The sequence below is a fragment of the Alkalibacterium gilvum genome, assembly GCF_900109085.1.
Lineage (GTDB): Bacteria > Bacillota > Bacilli > Lactobacillales > Carnobacteriaceae_A > Alkalibacterium > Alkalibacterium gilvum.
Map to the genome: position 1 here is coordinate 36,038 of NZ_FNYW01000003.1, position 22,699 is coordinate 58,736.

19 protein-coding genes are annotated in these 22,699 nt (G+C 36.5%); 6 read left to right on the top strand and 13 right to left on the bottom strand.

The window, feature by feature from the left end; translation table 11 throughout:
* Nucleotide 1: 1 nt before the first annotated feature.
* The 8 genes from BMX83_RS02040 to BMX83_RS02075 all read right to left on the bottom strand — a co-directional run bounded on the left by BMX83_RS02040 (nucleotide 2) and on the right by BMX83_RS02075 (nucleotide 11,868).
* Nucleotides 2-931, bottom strand: coding sequence for a GGDEF domain-containing protein (locus BMX83_RS02040; protein WP_091632636.1), 930 nt, complete (start codon nucleotides 929-931; stop codon nucleotides 2-4).
* A 17-nt stretch (nucleotides 932-948) separates the two neighbouring features.
* On the bottom strand, nucleotides 949-1,713 hold the full coding sequence (locus BMX83_RS02045) for a hypothetical protein (protein ID WP_091632639.1): 765 nt from the start codon (nucleotides 1,711-1,713) through the stop codon (nucleotides 949-951).
* 158 nt (nucleotides 1,714-1,871) lie between these two features.
* Entirely contained in the window at nucleotides 1,872-2,528 is a 657-nt protein-coding gene (locus tag BMX83_RS02050) for an EAL domain-containing protein (protein ID WP_342707554.1), read from the bottom strand.
* Nucleotides 2,443-3,447: a GGDEF domain-containing protein gene (locus tag BMX83_RS02055; RefSeq protein WP_177170458.1), complete on the bottom strand. Its 1,005-nt coding sequence runs from the start codon at nucleotides 3,445-3,447 to the stop codon at nucleotides 2,443-2,445. The genes BMX83_RS02050 and BMX83_RS02055 overlap by 86 nt, the downstream gene beginning before the upstream one ends.
* Nucleotides 3,448-3,698: 251 nt before the next feature.
* Nucleotides 3,699-5,390: a DUF2254 domain-containing protein gene (locus BMX83_RS02060; RefSeq protein WP_091632648.1), complete on the bottom strand. Its 1,692-nt coding sequence runs from the start codon at nucleotides 5,388-5,390 to the stop codon at nucleotides 3,699-3,701.
* 702 nt (nucleotides 5,391-6,092) lie between these two features.
* Complete coding sequence (gene hflX / locus BMX83_RS02065; protein WP_091632651.1) at nucleotides 6,093-7,331, bottom strand: GTPase HflX; 1,239 nt, start codon at nucleotides 7,329-7,331, stop codon at nucleotides 6,093-6,095.
* A complete protein-coding gene (gene miaA, locus BMX83_RS02070) occupies nucleotides 7,332-8,294 on the bottom strand; it encodes a tRNA (adenosine(37)-N6)-dimethylallyltransferase MiaA (protein WP_177170464.1) in 963 nt (320 codons plus the stop codon). It lies immediately after the preceding gene.
* Nucleotides 8,295-8,574: 280 nt separating this feature from the next.
* Nucleotides 8,575-11,868, bottom strand: coding sequence for a DEAD/DEAH box helicase (locus BMX83_RS02075; RefSeq protein WP_091632655.1), 3,294 nt, complete (start codon nucleotides 11,866-11,868; stop codon nucleotides 8,575-8,577).
* 193 nt (nucleotides 11,869-12,061) lie between these two features.
* Here BMX83_RS02075 and BMX83_RS02080 point away from each other — a divergent pair, with 193 nt between their 5' ends.
* The 3 genes from BMX83_RS02080 (at nucleotide 12,062) to BMX83_RS02090 (ending at nucleotide 14,146) form a co-directional block, all read left to right on the top strand.
* A complete protein-coding gene (locus tag BMX83_RS02080) occupies nucleotides 12,062-12,703 on the top strand; it encodes a pentapeptide repeat-containing protein (RefSeq protein ID WP_091632658.1) in 642 nt (213 codons plus the stop codon).
* Nucleotides 12,704-12,830: 127 nt separating this feature from the next.
* Nucleotides 12,831-13,316 carry a DUF188 domain-containing protein gene (locus BMX83_RS02085; protein WP_177170459.1) on the top strand — a complete coding sequence of 162 codons (486 nt, stop codon included), beginning with the start codon at nucleotides 12,831-12,833 and terminating at the stop codon, nucleotides 13,314-13,316.
* Nucleotides 13,313-14,146: a DUF72 domain-containing protein gene (locus BMX83_RS02090; protein ID WP_091632664.1), complete on the top strand. Its 834-nt coding sequence runs from the start codon at nucleotides 13,313-13,315 to the stop codon at nucleotides 14,144-14,146. Before BMX83_RS02085 ends, BMX83_RS02090 begins: the two co-directional genes overlap by 4 nt.
* Nucleotides 14,147-14,262: 116 nt before the next feature.
* Here the strand turns inward: BMX83_RS02090 and BMX83_RS02095 are convergent, their stop codons facing one another.
* Nucleotides 14,263-15,225, bottom strand: coding sequence for an aminopeptidase (locus BMX83_RS02095; protein WP_091632667.1), 963 nt, complete (start codon nucleotides 15,223-15,225; stop codon nucleotides 14,263-14,265).
* A gap of 174 nt (nucleotides 15,226-15,399) precedes the next feature.
* On the opposite strand from BMX83_RS02095, the gene BMX83_RS02100 reads away from it, so the two are divergent.
* Nucleotides 15,400-16,428, top strand: a complete 1,029-nt coding sequence (locus BMX83_RS02100; RefSeq protein ID WP_091632670.1) for a zinc-binding alcohol dehydrogenase family protein — start codon at nucleotides 15,400-15,402, stop codon at nucleotides 16,426-16,428.
* Between the two features lie 276 nt (nucleotides 16,429-16,704).
* A complete protein-coding gene (locus BMX83_RS02105) occupies nucleotides 16,705-17,229 on the top strand; it encodes a hypothetical protein (RefSeq protein WP_091632673.1) in 525 nt (174 codons plus the stop codon).
* A 70-nt stretch (nucleotides 17,230-17,299) separates the two neighbouring features.
* On the opposite strand, the gene BMX83_RS02110 is transcribed toward BMX83_RS02105, so the two are convergent.
* From BMX83_RS02110 to BMX83_RS02125, 4 genes are all read right to left on the bottom strand, one after another.
* A complete protein-coding gene (locus tag BMX83_RS02110) occupies nucleotides 17,300-17,848 on the bottom strand; it encodes a cysteine hydrolase family protein (RefSeq protein WP_091632675.1) in 549 nt (182 codons plus the stop codon).
* A gap of 143 nt (nucleotides 17,849-17,991) precedes the next feature.
* The gene (locus BMX83_RS11165; protein ID WP_091632678.1) at nucleotides 17,992-18,291 is read right to left on the bottom strand and encodes a GtrA family protein; all 300 of its coding nucleotides are present in this window, start codon (nucleotides 18,289-18,291) and stop codon (nucleotides 17,992-17,994) included.
* Nucleotides 18,292-18,522: 231 nt separating this feature from the next.
* Nucleotides 18,523-19,008, bottom strand: a complete 486-nt coding sequence (locus BMX83_RS02120) for a hypothetical protein (protein WP_091632681.1) — start codon at nucleotides 19,006-19,008, stop codon at nucleotides 18,523-18,525.
* A gap of 309 nt (nucleotides 19,009-19,317) precedes the next feature.
* The gene (locus tag BMX83_RS02125) at nucleotides 19,318-20,676 is read right to left on the bottom strand and encodes a sensor domain-containing diguanylate cyclase (RefSeq protein WP_091632684.1); all 1,359 of its coding nucleotides are present in this window, start codon (nucleotides 20,674-20,676) and stop codon (nucleotides 19,318-19,320) included.
* Nucleotides 20,677-20,891: 215 nt separating this feature from the next.
* Between BMX83_RS02125 and BMX83_RS02130 the strand changes: the two genes are divergently transcribed.
* Nucleotides 20,892-22,658, top strand: a complete 1,767-nt coding sequence (locus BMX83_RS02130; protein WP_091632687.1) for a DUF4153 domain-containing protein — start codon at nucleotides 20,892-20,894, stop codon at nucleotides 22,656-22,658.
* Nucleotides 22,659-22,699: the final 41 nt, after the last annotated feature.

Genomic DNA, 22,699 nt, shown 5'->3' on the forward strand with positions numbered 1-22,699 from the left:
TCTAACTTCCTTTTTGAGCAACGGTCACTCTATTTCTGCCTTGTTGTTTTGATCCAATATACATTGCACGATCAGCAAGCTGAATCAATTCTTCTATATCTGTATCATTATTCGTACTCGTCGCTACCCCTAGACTTGCAGTTACTGAAATACTTTTCTCATCACTTGATTTTATTGATTCCCTAATAGCGAATGGCGTGTCTCCAATTAAATGACGTATTTTTTCAGCTACGTCTACTGCAGAGGTTTGAGAATAATTTGGTAACAAAATGATAAACTCTTCCCCATCAAATCTAGCGATGTAATTGTCCTTCGCCAAGTTAGTTTTAAGCCTTTGACTTAATTCTTTAAGTACTTCATTACCAGATTGATGGCCATGCGTGTCATTGATTCTTTTGAAAAAATCCAAGTCCATTACAATTAAAGATAATTGGGTTAACGTCTTCTCTTGTTTCACACTTCCCAATTTTTTCGCTAAACCTTTTAAATTAGGTAGTTGTGTCAAGAAATCCATTTCGGCGTTTATCTCCAATTGTTCATAATGCAGGGCATTGTCCATTGCAATAATGAAATATTTATGAAAAACTTTAAGCAAAGAAATAATCATTTCATCATAAATTGAGCGGGCGTTATGTGTCATTAATATAATGCCTTGGACACCATCAAGTACGCTAATCGGAATAATCACGGCACTCTCTGCATTATACAATAGTTCATTTTCACAATCATTTTTCCAATCTTTGGCATAGTTACGATAAAAAATCTGATTTTCTGTGATAGCTTGTTTTAAAACCGACTTTTCACCGAGTGTAAACGCTTCATCTTGAACATCAATCTCTTTCTTATTTAAAATAACTCTTTTCCTTAAAACATTATGCTCCTCGTCTACGGTAAAGTATGATAGGGCCTCTGCTGGAAAGATCTCAATCAACGCATAAATAAATATGTTTAGAACATTTTCTCTACTTTTTTCACATTTAGTTCTTGAGAAAAATAATTCATTTCTTTTAGATACTTATTATGCATTTTACTCTTGAAAATGGTATTTACCCCCATCGTTAAAATCAGAAATGGGAACGCTCCGATAACAATGCCGACTGTTCCAACCAATTCATATAAATATACTAGTAAAAATGACAGTGGAGAAATTAGTAGATTGGTAAAAAAGAAGAACAAGTAATGCTCATCAAACACTCTGGTATTTGTTTGTTCATAGTAATACCGTTTAATTAAATAGGCACCTATTTGATTTAGGATAAAGTGAGCGGCGAGATAGACCACCAAGGCCAGTAATAATATAGACGTACCAAATAAGACATCTGTTAGGTACATCGCAAAATAATAAAAGGCCGCTGATATACCCGACAAAACATAAAACATCACTAAATTTACTGCGTATTTATAATGCTGGTCAATCCTTAGTTTGGAGCGCATCATTAAAATGACGAGTGCAATTGAAGAAACAATGACTTCGGGGACTAATCCAAAAATGACTAAAACAGCCAATGATATTCCTGGAATTAAAAACAAAATCGAATTTTCTGTTTTAATTGGAAAAAAACCAACAAGTATGGCTAATAGTAAAAAAAGAATATAATCCATATTAAAAAAAGGCAGGACATTTATTTGTATGTAATAGGCGGTACTAAGAATTATTGCTGCTATTGGAGCAACTAAAAACCAAATCAGTATTCTCTTTCTTTTATTTTTCATGTTAGTATCCCTCGTTATTTAAATATTAAAAAACTATGACTGTAATAGAATAATTTTATATTTATTCATAAAAATAGTCAATTATACCAAATCATAACTATATAAAGTTATAACGCTTTCAGTCATCTTTTTGTTAAAAAGCCGTAAAGTATATAGCTTTACGGCTTTTCTTTTATGTCTATAAGTTCAATAAGTTCAGCTGGCAATATGGGTTTACTGAAATAATACCCTTGTCCATATTCACAATGATTTTCTTTCAGAAAAAGTAACTGGTCGTTTGTTTCAATTCCTTCAGCTACTGTTTTAAAGTTCATGCTTTTACTCATTTTAATAATTGTTTTTACAAGAGAGGCAGTATTTTTTTTATTAAGCATATTATCAATAAATGTCTTATCAATTTTAAGCGTATCAATAAATATATTATTTAAAACACTCAAGGAAGAATACCCCGTTCCGAAATCATCGATTGCCACACTTACACCAATATCATGCAATTCTTTTATTATTTTATTGGCACGATCTACGTCCTTCATTATACTTTCCGTTATTTCTACGTTTAAGTATTCTTCTTCTAGCTCATATAATGTTAGAACATTATTTAACCGCTTCGCAAAATAGGGATCTTCAAACTGCATTGCAGAGACATTTACAGCTACACTTAATTTTTTCCCTTGTTCATGCCAATCTTTTGTTTGTCGGACGGCTTCGTGTATGACCCAATAACCAATTTCATTTATCATTCCTGATTCTTCTGCTATAGGTATAAACTCCCCCGGTGATATCAAACCTAAATCTGAATGCTCCCAGCGCAACAAGGCTTCGACACCATATATTTCTCCTGTATTGATTATTACTAACTAAATATAGCTCGTGGTTTAATAACGCTTCTTTCAAGCCAAATTCAATGCGTCTTTTTCTCTCCAATGCATCGGCATCATCCATTAGGAAAATATGATAATTATTTTTTGTCGTCTTTTTCACTTTAAACATAGCATTTTCTGCTTGTCGAAAGAGCACATCAATATCATTAGCTGTTTCTGGATAGCGGCTGATACCTATACTGGCAGTGACATAAAATTTGTACTCATTAATTTCAAAGGGTTTCCTAAATAAATCCACAATTTTTTCTGCGAATTGGCTTGTTTCTTCAGCGTTAATATCTTCAATCATGATAAAGATTTCATCTTCACTTTCACGAGCAATGATTGATGTTCCACTTAGAATTTTTCGAAGTCTTTGTGCGACTTTTCTAATCACTGCATCACCAGTGCCACGACCGTAGAGATCATTAATTATTCTGAATCGATCGATGTCTAATAGAAATACAGATACTTCTTTTTCATATTTTACATAGTCAGCTTTCTTCGCGTTGAATTCTTTACGTAGTTTCATGCGATTTGGCAATTTGGTTAATTTATCAAAATAGGTTTTTTGATATAGTTTCTCCTTGTTTTCTTCCAACTCTTTGATTAGAGCCTGCTTTTCTTTATTGGAAAAAAATAATTTACTCCATATATTTCTTAACCAACTGTTCTTTTCTTGATTCGATTTATCTTTTTCATTGTTATGATTTGATCCACCAATAATAGAAAAGACATAAGGTGAAGAACCGTTCTTTTTGCTAAGTAGATATAAAACAATTATAAGTAGACTAAAACTAGCAATTTTATAGATAGTACTTTTGGAAATAGCCATCATATTAAATCCTAGAAATAATGGTATGAGATTTATCATAGTGCTTTTTTTCTCCTTTGAATGCTTGCTAGTTAATATCTTTATCATTTTGATTTGCTTACTGAGTTTTTATTACGATTTTAATTTCCTTGTTATGTTATAATTATACACTATTCTTTTAGCTGAAAGAAGGTTTGATTATTATATTTTTAATCTATACTTATAAAAATGGGGGAAATTAATGACGGCCTCCCCCTAAATAAGTTCAGAAAGAGGATGAACCCTAATCATTCATACTCTTTAAGATAGTACTATTCACTTAATTGTGCTTTTTTCTTTTCGATTATTGTCTTTACTGCTTCATAGTCTCTTTCGATGATGTTTTGATCAAAGGTTTCTTGAAAGTTTTTGGATGTCATATTATACAAATATTCATTGTACTCTTTTATGAAACCCAAATTATCAAGATGAGAGGCGTATGAAATAGTTTTGAGGGCATCGAATAATGCGTGAACGCCTGAGATGTCTTTTTGCATGTAAAAAACAAGCTGCCAGTAACCTGAATGTAAGTCTTCCGCAAAGTCATTATATCTATAAAAAACACTTCTCGTATACTTGTTTTCATTCGTTGTTTTAGACTTGCTTTTGTTTTCAGTATCTTTATTGTCTTCTAAACTCGCTTCATATGTTTTATTGTTTTCGTCTTCTTTTAAACCTGATATAACTCGTTTCCTTTTTTCGTTTGCTTTATCTTTTTCTTCGTCTTGCTTTTCTTTATCATTTTCGTCTGAGGAAATGATTTCAGTCTTTATTTCTTTATTTTCTTCTTGCTCTTCACTTGACTCATCCGTTTGTGGATCGATTCCTTTTTCGTCAGCTTCCTTTTTAGGATCCTCTTTATCACCTTTTGATGAGTGATACTTTTTCTTATTCTCGTTATTTTTGCTCTCTTTTTCAATTGTATCTTTAGTGTTTTCAGCTGTTTTCTCGTCTTCGTTTATGAAGATGACATATTTCCCAGGCATTCCGGCTAGTCGCTTTTCCAGTAAGGATTTGTAATGTAAGACGTGTATTGCTGTATTGGGGTCATTGATGCCCGGCGATACAGCTCTTAAAGCCACTTCGGTTAATTTTATACGTGCATAATCCGGGTCATACATGGCTGACTTTTCCGTTTCAAAACTCAAGCTCTGATTCACTCTTTTAGTGATATCATCCAGTTCATCTTCAATATTTTTATTCGTTTTTATTTCCATAATCGGTTCGTCTTGGGTGACAAAATAACCGACACGTATGGTCACAATTATATTTGCTTCTTTCTCGTCTGCTATCTTTTTCAAGGTGTCAAAGTCGATATGCTCCACGTAGGCACTCTTTGCGGCTACGATATCAAAGGTATACATGAAAGACATGTCTGGGAGATGCTTGATAGATGGAAAATCTTCAAATCGCTTGATGTAGTTATCATATACTTCTTGTGCTTCCTCGTATAAACTATGGATTAATTTTTCAAGTTGCACGTACTGTGAACTCGTATAAACAAATCGGGTAAAAGTAAAGACGGCCCCCAGCGCATAAATCAAGGCAATCGTTGCTGAAATAACGACATATTCATCTTCTGAACTGCGCATAAAAAAGAGTGAGGCCAAACAATAAATGAAACCGCCTAAGAAAATCCCCAGCGTTTGCATGGAAGTGGGATTAAGCAAGAAGTTTTCGATTGCCCTCGGACTGAAATTCGATGTATAAAGTGTAATAATGGAGAGCATTGTCGCAAAGGTAAAGGTTGCGACTGAGAAAAGTGAGCCTGCTAGTAGTCCCAATATTTGGCGAGCCAGATCCACACTTGTAAGTGTCCATTTCGGTAAATATTCAACTCCTGCTAATATGCGCGTGTCAAAAAGGATCACAAGAATTGCCAGTAAGAATGAAAACAGCACACTCCCGCCAAGCGCAATCCATATTTTTCTTTCTTCCATACTTAAATTCCATTTTTCAATCATATGCTTCCCTCCACAGCGTTTCTTCTTTAAATGTTTAAATGTTCAGTTGTGTTATGTATAAGTATACACGGCTACAGTCTAAATTGCACTTTTCACATAGCTTGATTGGTTAGTTCGTTTGTTTGGAATAGTGATTTTGGGAAGGGCAGCACTGCTATACATAGCAGATGCGCGGGTGCGCATCTTCGACCATTACTCTCCTTTTTTCTTCAATGTGTGTCCGAATGTCACCTGACTTCGGACATTCCGATACGTTTTATTTTTCGAATATGTCGAAGACGCCTGTCTTCGACCACCACTCTCATTTTTTCTTCAATGTGTGTCCGAATATCACCTGACTTCGGACATTCCGATTCGTTTTATTCTTTGAATGTGTCGAAGACGCCTGTCTTCGACCACCACTCTCATTTTTTCTTCAATGTTTGTCCGAATCTCGCCTGACTTCGGACACTCCGATACGTTTTATTTTTCGAATATGTCGAAGACGCCTGTCTTCGACCACTACTCTCCTTTTTTCTTCAATGTGTGTCCGAACCCTCACTCAAACTAAGACACACGACAACTTTTTCAATGCTGAGGAGAGTCGACGGCGGTCGACTCTCTATCTCAATCAAAAGCCCAATCAAATAAAACCCAGTAGGAGCAAATGCACGCGCCTACTGGGTTTTATTTAGTATTTTGCGTTAAATTTTCTAGATGCAGTTAATGTTTCGTTAGCCATTTCGAGTTTTTCTTGGCGTAGCCTTCAACGTAGTAGACTTGGCTTTCTTCGTCAAATAGTTGACGTTCAAGTAAGGTTTGCTGCCTGATTTCGATGAGCAAGTCGCCGCGATGGCTTGGGATTTCCAATTGATATACCTTCATATTCTTTCTCATCTCAGCCTCTATCTTTCTACGCAAGCCTTCTAAATCATTATCATCTTGAGCAGAGATGACGATATTTGGATAAAGCGTTGAAGGAACAGGGCCTTTAACAAGATCGCGCTTGTTATAAACATGTAAGGTTGGGATTTCATCCATTCCTAACTCTTTTAATAAGGATAAGACGGTTTGTTCATGAGCTTTCAAATTAGCTGCGGAAGCATCAATAACATGTAAAAGTAAGTCGACGTCCATCGATTCTTCCAAAGTGGATTTAAAGGCTTCAATCAGTTGAGTCGGTAATTCTTGAATAAAGCCAACCGTGTCTGTAAGCGTCACTTGCATGCCTCTTGGGAGTTCAAACTTTCTCGTCAAAGGATCAAGCGTCGCAAAGAGTTGATCCTTCTCATAGGTATCTGCCTCAGTTAATTGATTCAGCACCGTTGATTTCCCAGCATTCGTATAGCCAATTAATCCGATTTGATACACATTATTATTTTTACGCTTTTCACGACTACGCTTTCTGTGCGCAGCATATTTTTTGAGCTCGTGTTTGATATCCGACATTTGACTTTGAATATGACGCCGGTCGGTTTCTAATTTTGTTTCCCCTGGACCACGTGTCCCGATGCCTGCACCAAGGCGTGACATATTAACGCCTTGCCCAGCAAGTCGCGGTAAGATATATGACAGTTGGGCCAGTTCCACTTGCAGGCGGCCTTCCTTACTCTTGGCGCGTAAAGCGAAAATATCCAAAATGACTTGAATACGGTCAATCACTTTCGTATCAATTATTTCTTGAATATTTCTTACATGGCTTGGCGACAATTCCAAGTTGAATACGACAGTCTGTGCATCCAATTCTTCGACCAGGGTCTTGAGTTCATTGACTTTCCCCTTACCAATGACCGTTTTATGATCGGGACGCTCTCTTTTTTGTGACAAGCGAGCAACAACTTTCCCTCCCGCATTTTCAACAAGTTGCTCGAGTTCATCAAAGGAATAGTTGAACGCTTCTTCCTCGTGTTGTTTTTCAATGCCTACAATTATAACTTTTTCATATACTTTATCTTTTTCCATTTAATCACCCTCTATAAAATTTTGGATGTTGTTTTTAATTTTTTCAATAGCTGTTGGATTTTGTACTAAATCTGCCCACTCAGTCACCTGGAAGCGATTTTTAAACCAGGTTAGCTGTCTTTTAGCATAATTTCTTGAGTGTTGTTTAACCAGCATAACGGCATCATCATATGCCTGGTCTCCACGTAAATAACCTTGGAATTCTTTGTATCCAATGCCTTTTTTACTTTGGACATCTCCTTTATATGTTTCATAAAGCCAACTTACTTCCAAAAGTAACCCCTTATCCATCATCTTATCCACACGACGATTGATACGGTCATACAGCACATGACGTTCAGTATCTAAGGCAATCACATAAGCATCGAAAACAGGTTCTTTTTTACGTTCATTTTGATAGTCAGAAAACGGTTTTCCCGTTTCATGTATCACTTCAAGTGCGCGGATCACTCGCCTTGCATTGTTTGGATGAATAGATGCTGCTGCTTTTGGATCCTTCTCGTTCAGTCTTTGATGCAATGCTTCCCGTCCTTTTTCATGAGCAAAACGAGTCATTTCTTCACGAAAAGCCGGATTAGGTTCGGCCTTACCGCCATGTGTCATATCAAATAAAAGTGATTCAATATATAAGCCGGTTCCACCAACAATGATGGGTAGTTTACCCTTATCACCTAGTGCAGCTATTTTTTCTCTGGCATCTTTTTTGAAGTCGGAAACAGAATAGCTCTCATTGGGCGTTTTTATATCGATGAGATGGTGTGCTATTCCTTCTGCTTCATCTTCTGTTACTTTCGCCGTACCAATATCTAATTTTTCATACACTTGCATCGAATCGCCATTAATAACTTCCCCATTAAATGACTTAGCAAGTGTGATACCCAACTGGGTTTTCCCAACAGCTGTAGGCCCCACTATAACGATAATCTTGTCTTTCACATAAATCCTCCACTCGTTCACTCTCATAGTCAGTATAGCACAGACCCCTAGCCATAATAAAAGACTCGGCCTAGCATTTGTTTTCATTGAATAAAACAACTTATTTTTTTAAAAGGACATCTTAAGCACTAGAAAAAATCGCATGCATTTGAGCTTAGCCGATTACTTTTTGGACGTCTCAAAAAAGATTCGCGTACACACAACTTCTTGCCACTCTCCTCGAAAAAAACTTCCGGCATATCTGAGCGTCCACTCAAATATACCGGAAGCTATCACACTTTTTTTAAACGCTAAACTGTTTCTTTCTTTAATCTTCGTAGAGAAGTTCCAGAATTTCTTCTGTTGAAAGGCTGGTAACGGACTCTTTATTGCCTTTCGTGATAACAGAATCGACCAGTTCACGTTTTTTATCCTGTAGATCATTGATTCTCTCTTCAATGGTTCCAGTCGTGATGAAGCGAATAATTTGAACTGATTTTTTCTGTCCAAACCGATGCACACGGTCGGCCGCTTGATCTTCAATCGCTGGATTCCACCAGGAGTCAAAGAGTATCACGGTGTCCCCACCTGTTAAGTTAAGGCCTGTGCCGCCTGCTTTCAAGGAAATTAAGAACAAGTCTTTCTCTCCAGTATTGAAACGGGTTGTCAGATTCAATCGTTCCTCATTTTTAGTCTGTCCGTCTAGATAGTGGTAGTCGACATCAATATCATCTAAACGTTCACGGATAATTTTAAGCATGGATGTGAATTGAGAAAACAGAACAACACGTTTTCCGTTGGCTCTCGCTTCTTTCAGGTACTCCATCAATCGTTCAAGTTTGGAGGATTCCCCTTCATAATCTGGCATGATTAGTTTAGGGTCACAACAGATTTGTCGCAGACGCGTCATCCCAGCAAGTACTTTAATGCGATTGGTTTTCAAGGTGTCTGAATCGACCAACTCTTTCAGTTCTTGCTTAATGGCTGCACGCTGTGTCTGATACAAGCGTTTTTGTCCTTCAGATAATTCAATATACTCCGTTGTTTCTGTTTTTTCTGGTAAGTCATCAAGAACATCTCGTTTCAAACGTCTTAAGATAAATGGTTTGATTTTAGCCGCAATACGCTCTTGTTCCATTGACTGGAAGGCCTTCTTATTTCTGAATAACCCAGGTTGAATAATCGAGAACAAGGACCACAATTCACCCAAGTGGTTCTCAATCGGCGTTCCGGATAAAGCGATTTTGGTTTCAGAAGTCAATCGTTTTACAGCCTTCGTTGTTTTGGCCGCACTGTTTTTAACATTTTGCGACTCGTCAAGAATGATTGTTTTGAACGTGTCTTCTTTGTATAAATCAAAATCACGTTGGATTAATGGGTAACTCGTAATCCATATTGGAATATCTTTATCAATGGCTTCCTGACGCTTTTGCTCACGTTCTTCTTTGCTTCCAGAAATAATGATTGTGTCTGTGTCTGGAACAAATTTATCCCATTCATGGCGCCAGTTAAATAACACACTTGATGGACAAATGATCAGATATTTTCCTTTTTCAGACTCAATTTTTGACTGAAGGAAAGCAATGGTTTGAATCGTTTTTCCTAAGCCCATATCATCGGCTAAAACGCCCCCGAAGCCATAATGATCCAAGCTTTTCAACCATTTGAATCCAGTAACTTGGTAAGGTCTCATGTCAGCTTCTAACTTTTCTGGCAGTTCGAATGTTAAGTCTTCCGGTGAAAACAGCTGCTTTACCAGTTTTTTAAATTCCTGACCGGTTTGAATCGTGTCTTCTTCCATAGCTGAAAGCCCTTGGAATACAGAAACCGTCATGTCTTTTTCAAGTTCATCGTCTTCAATATCCAAAGAATCCTTAGCGCGGCGCATTGCTTGGAAAGCTGGGTCTTTAAGATTGACAATTTGACCATTTGATAAGCGATAATAGGATTGATTTTTTTCAAGTTCTTTAAGCAAGTCTTTTAATTCATCCGTAGATATATCTTCGGTGTCGAATGAAATATCCAATAAGTTGGATGATTCACGCATTTCCATCGTAATTTGTGGCTGCTTAGATGGGCTATAAAGCAGACTTCTAGCAGATTGAGAAAGGAAAACATCCATATCATCAGCTAAACCTGGAAGGGAATCATACAGAAAACCACTAATCGTATCCGTATGTGTCAGTTCCCAGACATCACCTTTTCGTGCAGGCAGAGGAATCTCTTTAAATAAACGACCCAACACCTTGGACTCTTCTCCCCATTGACGTACCACAATCGAATCATCTTTGTACGATGCGCTTTCTTGAAGCGGATAAATCGTCACATTTCCATAAGTGAACACAGGGCGTACAAGTAAATTGTCGTTTTGAGTGTCCATATAAAGCTGTGCCTCAAAAGGTGCCTGATGCAATAGCGCCAAGACATCCTCATCCATTTTAACATCAACGATTTGTTCGAGCTGACTTAAGGTCACGGATAAAAACGTTTCAAGTTCTTGACGTCGCATAACCAGCGTATCTGAACCAGATTCCTTGAGTCCCTCTATGATCTGCTTAATCAGTTCATAGTGCGGTGACTCAGAAAAGTAAAAAATGTGCTCGTATTCAATCATTTTTGTCTGATCATGAAAAGATAAATCATTTATATTCACTTTTGCATCTGTCAGTTTGAAATGAAACAGATTATCAATTTTATCAATACTAAAAGCGAGATTAAGTTCTGATAAGTCTTGGCGAACTTCAAGCGTTTCGCCTCTGTCTGCCTGACTCAGCTGTCTCGGTGGCCGTCCAAAACGAACAAAAGCCCCCATTGTTTTATCGAGTAAAGTCAGCAATTCTTTGATGTAAGATGCGGGCAAAGTGAAACTGTCTTTGTTCAAAAATTGATTTTCGTATCCCATTGGAAGTACAGATTTAATGACCGTCTGTATTTCATTTAAACGATCAAACACCTCCATATCTTCCGGCATCAGAGTATAGTCGTCTGTATTATAGGTAAAGTTTTTACCAAAGACAATCTCTTCATCATTGGCAATATCTGAAATAAGCTGGGTACTGTTTTTAATAACATACAGATAATCTTTCCCAACTTTGAAGTAAAGATCATAAATCGGATTCGCTCTCGTTCCACTGACATTTAGAATATACTCAACGTAGACAGGCTCTTTATAAAGAATATCTGTCTGACGGGAAATTTCTTTTTTCGAGTAATGAATCAGTGCATTAATTGCTTTCTCACTCTTTTTATAAGAAAACATCGAAGGTGACACTGTTTTATTCTGAGTCGTCTTCTCAGCAGTCGACTCTTCAGCAGTCAACTCTTCAGCATCCAAATCATTAAGGTACATCATTGAAGCAATAACGTGACGGCAAGCGCCCGCATTCTTCTCAAACGCCTTACACGTACAATGGTACTTTCGTGCAACACCATTGGGGTAAAAACGAAGATGCACAGTCTGCAGTTGTTTATCATCTACCATTGTCTGAACCGTATTATTTGTTTCATCGGCTTTCAGACTTTGTATTTGTCCCTTTTTATAAAGCTCTTTTCCTTGCAGAAAAGTCGGATAATTACTTGCCAGACTTGTCAATGTCATCTCTGGAAAGGTTTGTTTTTTCATAAGGTTTTGTCAGTCCTTTAACCTAATATTTATTGAATATTGTTTCTTTTCACAAAAAAAGGTTCCTTTTCTCGTGCATTAAATGTTCATCTTTATATTATAACAAAGATTAGGTTGAAAAAGAAAATGTTTCTCTTTCTTATTATTCATTTCGCTTAACATGTTATACTTCAATTAAAGGAGCAGATTCATTATGAAAAACAGAAAACAACCCAAAGTCCCGATGCATCTTGATTCTCAGACCTTTGATAACAGTTTTGATTTAGATGATCCCTACATTGAATATGTTGAGATCAGAGACTGTGTCGTCACGATGCATGACATTAATCGACTTGAGTTCAAAACAGTCCGCTTTAAAAACGTGCAATTTGAAGGCGTTGATTTAGAAGCCGGCTATTTTAGAGACGTCATCTTTGAAAACTGTCATTTTGTCAGTGGGGTCTTCTCTAACGTCACAATGAAACGTCTTGAATTTATAAAGTGTCGCTTTAGTGGCACCTTATTTAACGATGTCAAACTGGAAGATATGCTTTTCGATGATTGCATTCTAACACTCTGTAGTTTCGGATTCAGTGCGCTAACTATTTGTGAGTTCAACCAAACACAACTCAAGGAAACAGATTTTTTGGACATTCGTTGGTCTGATATCCGTTTTACTGAAAGCTTGCTTGATGAAGTAAACTTTACACGCACTTCTTTAAAAGGAATCGATCTCAGTAAAGCCTCTTTTGAACAGTTATCTGTGGATATTGATGCGGTTAAAGGTGCCATCGTAAATCACTCGCAGGCCATTCGCTTTCTCGATTTACTCGGCTTAGATATTCGTGATGATTAACCCCCCCATATAGGTATGTGGTATTTTTTAGATATAAATAAAAAGCACAGGTGTGTTCTTTTATTATTTTTAGCTTGTTTTTATTAAATAGACTCCAAAATTAAAAGAAACACCTTTAGAAAGGATGATGACTGTTAAAATAATTATTGATGCTGACGCTTGTCCTACAAAAGAAGAAACCATAACAGTGGCTAAGCAGTATGATTTAGAAGTTATGCTTGTTGCGAGTATTGCTCATTTCTCAACAAAAAAGGTCCCCAACCATGTCAGTCAGCTATGGGTCGAACGTGGGAGTGATCAGGCTGATTTTAAAATCGTTGGGATTGCGAAGCCGAATGATATTGTTATTACGCAAGATTATGGGCTAGCGTCCATGCTTCTACCCAAAGGCTGCCATGTTTTACACCACGATGGCTATGCATACACAGATGCTATTATTCAAAAACTTATCGATGGACGCCACCTTTCCGCCAAAGAACGGCGGTCATCAAAGCGGAGTCGCCGAGTAAAAGCCCTCCATCCCTTTGCGGATTCTATCCAAATGGATTATAAAGCATTACTGGTATCTGTCATTGAAGACATTGAAAGCAAACAAGAGGGTAACGATAAATGATTACTCTCGGACTTACAGGCTGGACCGATCACCCTCTCATCCAGCGCAGCACCGACAACAAGCTTACTGCCTATGCTGGACACTTCCCTGTTGTGGAAGTCGATACGAGCTTTTACGGGATTCCTAAAGAAAAAACGATAAATAATTGGTTGGATCAAACACCAAAAACATTTCAATTTATCCCAAAGGCCAACAATGTTTTGACCCTACATAAATCCTATAAGGAAAGCTATGATACATTGGAAGAAGCCTTTGATGCTTTTAAAAGGGCCTTCCACCCCATGCTTTCACAAAACAGGGTAAAGGCCATTCTCTTTCAGTTTCCACCCTATTTTGATTGTGTAAAAAAACATGTCACTTACTTGCGCTTTGTAAAAAAGCAGATGAAGGATTTACCAATTGCTGTTGAATTTCGCCATCCCAGTTGGTTTAGTGAAAAAAACAAAGCACAAACGTTGGCTTTGTTGAAACAACAAAACTGGACAAACGTTATCGTTGATCAGCCCCAAACCCCTAATAATAGTGTCCCCAAAATTATTGAAAAGACATCCTCTTTGAGCATTTTACGCTTACATGGGCGCAATTACGACGGTTGGTTGGGTGAGGACGTTGTAAACTGGCGGGCTGAACGCACACTTTACAATTACTCAATTGAAGAACTCCAATCGTTCGCAGACATAGTCAGTCAACTCGAAAAGGAAACGAGTGATGTTTGTGTTATTTTCAATAATAATTCAGGAGGTCATGCAGCACAAAATGCCAAAGAACTACAAGCCTTACTTGGTCTCACCTTCGATGGTTTGGGTCCCCAACAGCTCGACTTGTTCTGATTCACTTTTGACATAATATCTGTCTTAAGTATATTTACACACGTTGCACCGCATATCATTTATTTGCTCGCATAAAAGCGGCTAGGACGCAAACGTCCTAGCCGCTTTTATTTTTCTTATCCGTTTGGAAAGGCTGGATCCAAAACTCTTCCTTTTTCCATAATCTTTTTACCATCTATCCAAAAGGTTGGTTCCTTTAGTACACAATCAATGTGTACTCCAGCTTCTGTCACACCACCAAAGGGTTTATTGGACCCAAAAGCAATATGAACCGTCCCAAATACTTTTTCATCTTCCAAAACGACACCGGTAATTCGTGCTGTTGGATTCGTTCCTATCCCAAACTCTGCAATCGTTTTTCCCGCTTCTGTGCCCAAAAGCTCAAGAAGTTCACTTCCTTGCTTTCCGGATGCAGCAACAAGTTTCCCGTCTTTCACCGTCAACGTTACAGGTGATTTAACTTTACCTAGCTGAGCAATGGAACCATCCACGACAAGTTTTCCATTTGCTGAATCTTCAATCGGTGCAATATAGGCTTCTCCGGAAGGAACATTTCCAGCTTGCCCTTTCTCACGGAAGATTCCCGTACTTGCTATCCCCTTGCGGTCGCTAATTGAAAAAGTAAGTATTTCCCCATCCTTTTCAATTTTCACTTCACTTGAACGTTCCAATAAGTCAGTAAAATAATATGTCATCTCTTCAACCCTATCAGGGTCTGCTTCAATGGCTCCTTTTTCAAGCATCGAAAGAGTGATACCAGGCATCGTACCAATACGTGTGCCCGTTGCTGCAGCTTCTTTTTTCGCACGCGTATGTGTTAAACTCGCTTGCGTTACACACACAGCGACATCGGCTTCTTTCATCGCATTCGCAATAATAACTGGAGGTTCTTCCCCTGATTTATACATTGCAGGAAACTGAGAAAAAACTGTTTCATTCCCCTTGATGCAAGCTGCTTCATAAAAAGGAATAGCTACGCTACGCATACGATCATCCGTAATGATGACTACTTTTTCATCCTTCTTTAAATCAAAATTATTCTCAAGCACCTTTAAGGCATTGTCTATATAATTTGTCATAGTCTCTCTCCTTTTCGCTAACCCTACCTTTATCTTACCTAAAATTCTTTGAACATAAAAATACAGCATCAAAAAACTTATATAAAGGAAAATCTTATACTATTCTTATTATATTCAAGTTGTCGCTCAATTTCAAAAACGTTATACTAAAGAAAAATAGATTGGGTGATAAATATGACTAAAAAAATGAATGCTTATGGCTTTTATGATCCTCAAAAAGAACAGAATACACTTCCCTTTGAAAAAATCGAAATGGCGATTCCTGAGCCCAAAGATCGTGAAATACTCGTTGAAGTTAAAGCAGTCAGTGTCAATCCAACTGATTTAGCTACACGAATGATGAAAAAATCTTCTGATGAATCTTTCACTATTTTAGGTAGAGATGTTTCTGGAACCGTGAAAAAAGTTGGGGAAAAGGTATCCCTATTCAAAGAGGGTGATGACGTCTTTTATCCTGGCTCAAGTAACATTACTGGGGCTCAAGCTGATTTTCATGTCATCGATGAGCGCATGGTGGCTCTCAAACCAAAAAATCTGAAACACGAGGAAGCCGCAGCCCTTCCCCTAACCGCTCTTACTTCCTATGAAGTCATACATGACCGATTAAACTTATTTGATTTAAAAGAAAAGCCAAAAGATGTAACCCTTCTAATTGTTGGTGCAGCTGGCGGTGTAGGCTCTATTGCCTCCCAAATCGCTTTAAATTATGGCTTCACTGTTATTGGTACAGCTTCTAGAGAACAAAGTCGTGCATACATCAAAGATTTAGGCGTTAAGCATATTATTGATCACTCAAAACCTTTTGGCCCTCAACTTGAGGCATTAGGCCTTTTAGACATCGACGCCGTTTTCATTACCGCAAAAACGGATGAAAACATTGATGAAGTAAGTAAAATTATTAATCCTCAAGGTCGGGTTTGTTCACTTCTACCGTTAAGAAGCCCTTTGCCCGGACGTTTCTTTGGTAAAAGTATCACCTTCAGTTATGAATTAATGTATACACGCTCCGTTTATAAAACGTCAGACTGGATTAAACAACACGAATATTTAACGGAATTAAAAAATCAAGTGGAACAAGGTTTTATTTCTTCTAACCTTGAAACACATTTTAAAGAAATGAATGAAGATACCCTGAAAGCAGCCTATGAAAAGCTACAAACGCATCATACAATGGGTAAAATTGTGCTTTCCCATTCCAGATAAAAGGTTTTCTATAAAATAATAAAAGACACCGTATGTTTCTTTACATATACAGTGTCTTTTTTAATTTCAACAAAAGAGTCAACTCGGCTATGACTTGGCTTATTCATCCCCTCAATCATCTCGCCCGTTTTAAAAAAAGTGAGCATGATATATCTTTTAGAAATGATGAGTTATAATATTTGAAAAGATTTTTAGATATCGATAAGATAGAATTAGGTCAACTTCATTTGTTATTCTATGTTTGGCTTGGTACCTTTATGAAAGGAGTATGTGATTATGAGACTTTATGATCAACTAAAATACTTTATAAAACAACATTCAACGTATTCAAACGATCTTGTAGGCGCTAATGCCGTTAAAAAAAACAGCACCATTTTAAATATCCAAAATAAATTTAATTTCTCTGCCAGTGACATGTGCTCTAATCAAGAGACTATCAATACTATTGTTAAACAAATCATAAAAAAAGATAAGTCCCGTCGTTATTATATTGGTAAGAAAAATGAAAACATTAAAAAGGTAAATAGAAAAGTATACAGATACGAATGCTTTTTTACACGTAAAATAAGAATTGTTCCCAATGCTAAAAATAGTTTTGACTTTTATATTGAAAACATTCATTTAGGGCAAATCCCTGAAGATTTAAATATAGATATAAAAAACCATTTAGAAACAGGAATTATGACAACTTTTGCCTATATAAACGGTGGTCCTTATAAGTATTATGATAAAAATAGCCAAAGTGTCTGCGAAGAGGATGAAGCCTTTGATTTGAATATTTATATACAATTCAGCGGGTAAGTGAATGGCCTCCGTTAACATATCTCCAGGGGTATGTTAACGGAGGCTATTTTAGTTTCATTTAAAACATTTAAACGACGGTTGCGCCAAGCGTTTCTTTGAAATGATCCAAGGCCCAATCATGCCCCGTTTGATTAAAGCTAGCCACAGCATCTTTGTGCACAACAATGGAAAAGCCTTTATTATAAGCATCTACCGCCGTGTGCAGCACACATATATCCGTACAAACGCCCACAAGATGTACCTCTGTGATCTTTCTTTCTCTTAGCTTTGTTTCCAAATCCGTTCCATGAAAGGCACTGTAACGTGTTTTATCAGTATAATATACATTATCTGTATCTTTTATTTTTTGGTAATACGCCTCAAGGTCCCCATACATTAAACGTCCCTCGGTTCCTTCGATATTATGCGGTGGAAATAAGTCTTTTTCAGGATGGTACAGGTCATTTTCTTTGTGCTTATCAATAGCAAACGCGACATAATCCCCAGCTTCAAAAAACTCTTTTGTCAGTTTAAGCATGTTATCGTGGATGTTTTGCCCCGGCTCACCACATGTTAATGCTCCCTTTTCTGCCACAAAATCCATGGTGTAATCGATACTAATTAACGCTTTTTTCATTTATATCAACCTTTCACTATTTGTTTTCATTTCCTTTTTTATCTTTTAAACACTACTTTTTTACTTATCATGTAACCTGTTAGAGCAATAAGGATTTCGACACTGATTTTTTCCCCCTGTCGGATTAATTTAAGTAAAGCGTACTAAAAAAATAATCCCAACATATTAAGTAAGGACGCTGGCATCTTAACCGCCACAAAGAGGATGAACTCTCGAAATGTTTGCTTAAGCGTCTCTGTTTTAGTCTTAAATACACATCGTTTCGTCACAAAACATGAGAAAAGAATCGCTATAACGATAGAAAAACTATTGGCAAGCAAATAATGAAAATGCAGGCGTTCGCTGAATACATAGAAGATACTTATAGCAAGTATGGCTGTAATTAAACCAAAGATCAATAAATGCTTGAAATTTAGTGTAAAGTTTTTTAAGCACACAACCACTTCCTAATCCCTAGTTTCAAATAGTTGATATTAACTTTAGTCAGCCTCGACTCAAACCTTCCCTACTCTTTATTAAAAGTAAATATTTGTTCATAATTTTCTATTGTTCTTTGCGCTTTCCTTTAAACTTACTTCTCTATCTTTATTGTACCGATTACCTTATACAATTACAAATTACATAAAAAAACAGTCAGATGGGGGTTATCCATCTGACTGCGGTAAGGGAACACATTATGAAAGAGACGTTTGTGTCTCGGGATAAATCTCTGAAACAGTTTTTTCTGGATCCACCACGATATAAAGGGTCTCATCCAGAACTACCGATGTTTGATGTGCGTTATCATGGCCATCCGTATCAAGTGCTGCATAGGGGAAATATATCGTATCTTTTTCAAAATTCATACGTTTTTCACCATTTTTTGTGTCGCGATATAAAATATCCATTTTTTCGATATCTTTGAACTGCTTAACACGCGCAAACATGCCGGCTTCAAGTCCACCTTTATTGATATCATTAGAATTCACATGATCTGCTTCGTTAAGTATTTCAATTCTAAAGGACTCACATGGATGAATCTCTTCAAATTCACCTTCATTTATACGACCAAAACTTGTTGTTACTTGCTTGATCCATAAATCTCCGATATTTTCCCGTTTAACTGTCCACGTTTCTCCATTTCTAAAAATAAAACGTAAGGCACACATAATTTTTTTCATTTAAATTCTCTCCTCACTTCTCTTATGTGAATAGTTTAACAAAAATAAACAGATTAATAAAGCATTAATTCAATATTCTTTAAACAAACTAATGTAAATTGTGTCTTTTTGAACATGATTAGTCTACCCTCCTCATTATTTTCTCTATAGGACAAACAAACATGGCTTTTTTATGATCATTTTATTCCTTATATTCTTACTTTATTAAATAAACGTTTATAAAAAAACAAGAGCTAGGCTTGTCATAACCCTAACTCTTGTTTCGATTTATTCATTAAACTAAAGAAAAAACACACTTTCTACCACTAACTAGACATCTGTCTGCGAATGATTCATATCCGTAAAGAGTTGTATCTTTTGCTTGGATTTATTCCTATACATCTTTTTATCAACAATGTCATATAGTTGTTCAAATGGAACCCACTGACTGATCAGGGTATGACCGATTGACACTGATGGCGTTATAGTCAACCCATGAAAGCAAATCGGTTTTTCAACCTGCTGGATAATACGGTTTTTAATGCTTTCTAATTCACTTATAGTGACATCATTTACTAAAATCATGATTTCATCGCCACCAATACGGCCAATAATATCTTGTTTTTTCAAAGAATGTTTCAGACGATTCGCACTAATGGTTAAGACTTGATCCCCCATTAAATGACCGTAAGTATCGTTTATTATCTTGAAATCATTAAAGTCAATTAAAAGCAGACCATTTTTCTTTCGTGATTTCTTAAGTGTTTTCTTAGCTGATAATTCGAACGTTTTTTTATTAAGTAACTGCGTCAACATATCCGTTCTAGACAGTTCTCTTTTATTGAAATATTGGTGAGTGAAAAACATGACCAGGAAGAATATAATTGCAATGAAGATATAAAAAATTATGATCTCTGGCTGGTAATAACTTTGCTCCCCAACCCATCCTTCGACAGGCATTGTACCAATCCGCCAAACCTGATCTGGAAGATGGATAGATGTCCTCAGTGCATCTGTTTTAAAGATATCCGTTTTCCCCCAAGACATGGTCTTTGCCCAATCGGATTCCACAACAATTGCTGAATCGAACAGATACATTTGATTAGCATAAAGTGTGCTTTCAATTAATTCATCAAAATCGATAACAACATTTGCGGAGCCCCAAATTTTTTCAGATTCAGCATCATCAACAATCACCGGTATGCGATTAAAAATTTTTCTATTTCCATGTGTCGTTTCTACAATCTCTTGTGCAATATGATTGTCTTCTTGATAGGTCTTTTTAAGAATCATTTCCTTATCTAACTCTTCCATCACGTTGAGTCCGATTAATTCCTCATTGCCTTCTAATGGATAAACAAAATTAATCACACCGTCCTCAGCTAAACTGACATTATCAATCAATGTATTGCGCTCTACAATAAGTTCACTGTATTTAAGTAACTCACTTTCTTCAATATCAGGATTTTGACTTATGATCATTTCAAAGAAATCTGCGTAAAATAAACTGCTATCAAGGTGAGCTTTCACTTCAGTTTTGACTCGATTTAAATGTTCATTAGCAGCAGTTTGCTGTTCTTCATATAATTGCTCATTCTGTTCAAGGTGTAACTTGTTTACTGGTATAAATAATAGAGTAGATGCAAATATAGCTACGAGAAAAGAAACTAGCCATTGTTTTATTTTCATGTCCGCCCACTCCTCCTATATATCAATATAATAAGTATACACTAAACAATGGTATGATAAAATCATTTTTCACAGAAAATCATGAATTAAAACTATTCTATTCTCAAATGAACCATTAGTAATATATTACTTCTTTTAAGGGGGCTAGTTAATTGCAAATATATCGATAAGTACGTAAAATTAAGTAAATAGAAAATATTGACAGGAGGCTTTATATGGCTATAAAAAAATGGTTTATGGATAGAAAAACACAGTGGTTTGCATCTTTTTCACGCTTCCCACTAGCTATCCTTGCACTCGTTATGATCGTTTCGTATACACTTATGATGGTAAACTTAGAAGGTAATCTGGATTATACGCCTCAACTTATAAGTGCAGGACTGGGGGCTATGATTCTTGTTTCCATTCAATTGTTTTCTGAAATAAAGAAAGTCAAAAAAAGAACTATGTGGGGCGCAAAACTTTTTAGTTTGTCGTTACCGATTCTCTACTATTTTTATCTACAACAGGCTCCTATGGACTTCAACCAGGCTGGCCAAATTCGAACAATCGTTAGTTACTTTATATTATCCGTTTTGTTAATTTTACTGCCCTCACTCGTTAATCGTTTATCTTTTAGTGATGCACTCATTATTTTTATCAAAGCATTTTTCTCAAGCATCCTTGTCTCCTTTATTCTATATGTTGGTATCAGCGCAATATTTGGCGCATTTACAACCTTGATTTATGATTTAGATTATCGTTGGTTCACCTCTAGTGCCGCAATCGTTTTTCAGTTCATTGCACCGGTTTACTTTTTGTCTCAACTTCCACTGCTTGATGATCAACAACACGGAACATCTTTAGATACGGCAAAGAGCATGCCATCTTTACTAAATATTTTGATTGCTTACGTTATCACACCTGTCTTACTTGTTTTCAGTTTAATCCTGATCGTGTACATTTTAATCAATCTGTCTGGTGACTTTTGGCAAGATAACTTATTGGAACCTATGTTGATTAGTTATACAATCATTGGAATTATTACAGTCTTTCTATCTGAAAATATAAACAAGAGTATATCGCGTTTGTTTAGTCGTTTTTTCCCGTACCTTTTACTCGTTATTGCGATTTTCCAGACCCTTTCCTCTGGTCTTAAGACCGCTGATCAAGGGTTAACGCATAACCGTTATTTTGTATTGATGTTCGGTGTTTTCTCTATAGTGAGTATGCTCATTTATATCTTTATATCGTCAAAAAAAGTAGTTATCCCATTCCTACTTATTGGTTTAAGCATCTTATCTATTTTACCTATCGTCGGTGCTGTTCCGGCCTCAATTAAATACCAGACCGTTAAATTGGATGCCCTTGTTGAACCTTATATCGAAGATACTGGAAAAGTAAGTTCATTAAAGGATGTCCTCACTACTAAAGAAAAAACACGTTTTAGCTACAGTATGGATTATTTAAATCAACAAGAAACGTTGGATCAATTGGAGTGGCTACCCAAACATTTTGATTACTCTTCTGATTTTGAAGAGGCGTTTGGCTTTTCTTCAGATTATTATCTTTATCATTCAGAAAATCAAAACATTTCTCACTTACCTGAGTCGACGTATGCTTACATTGAATTAGATTCAAGCAAGCCCCTTGTTTTATCTACGGATAGTGTGGATGAAGTGGTGACCTTTTCTACTCATCAGATAATTGATAAGACCATCGCATTGAACCGTGAGTCTTTGAAGGTGAAAATAAGTAATGTCGGAGAAGACTTCTTTGTAAAACTTATTGAAGGGGAAGAAACGTCATTAGAGGTAGACTTGTCGGAGTTACTCAACATCCCATCTGAAACAAATCAAACCGATCCTACACGTTCTCTAGAGGAAATGAAATGGACCGAAGAAACAGATAACTTTCGTTTAACTGTAATAGTGAAGAGCTTTGAAAGACAAGAAAAGACTTTTACAAATGGAGAGTTTATTCTTTTAATTGATTACAAATGACTTTAGAAACCTTAAGTAAGCATTTTCATTATTTTTACGTT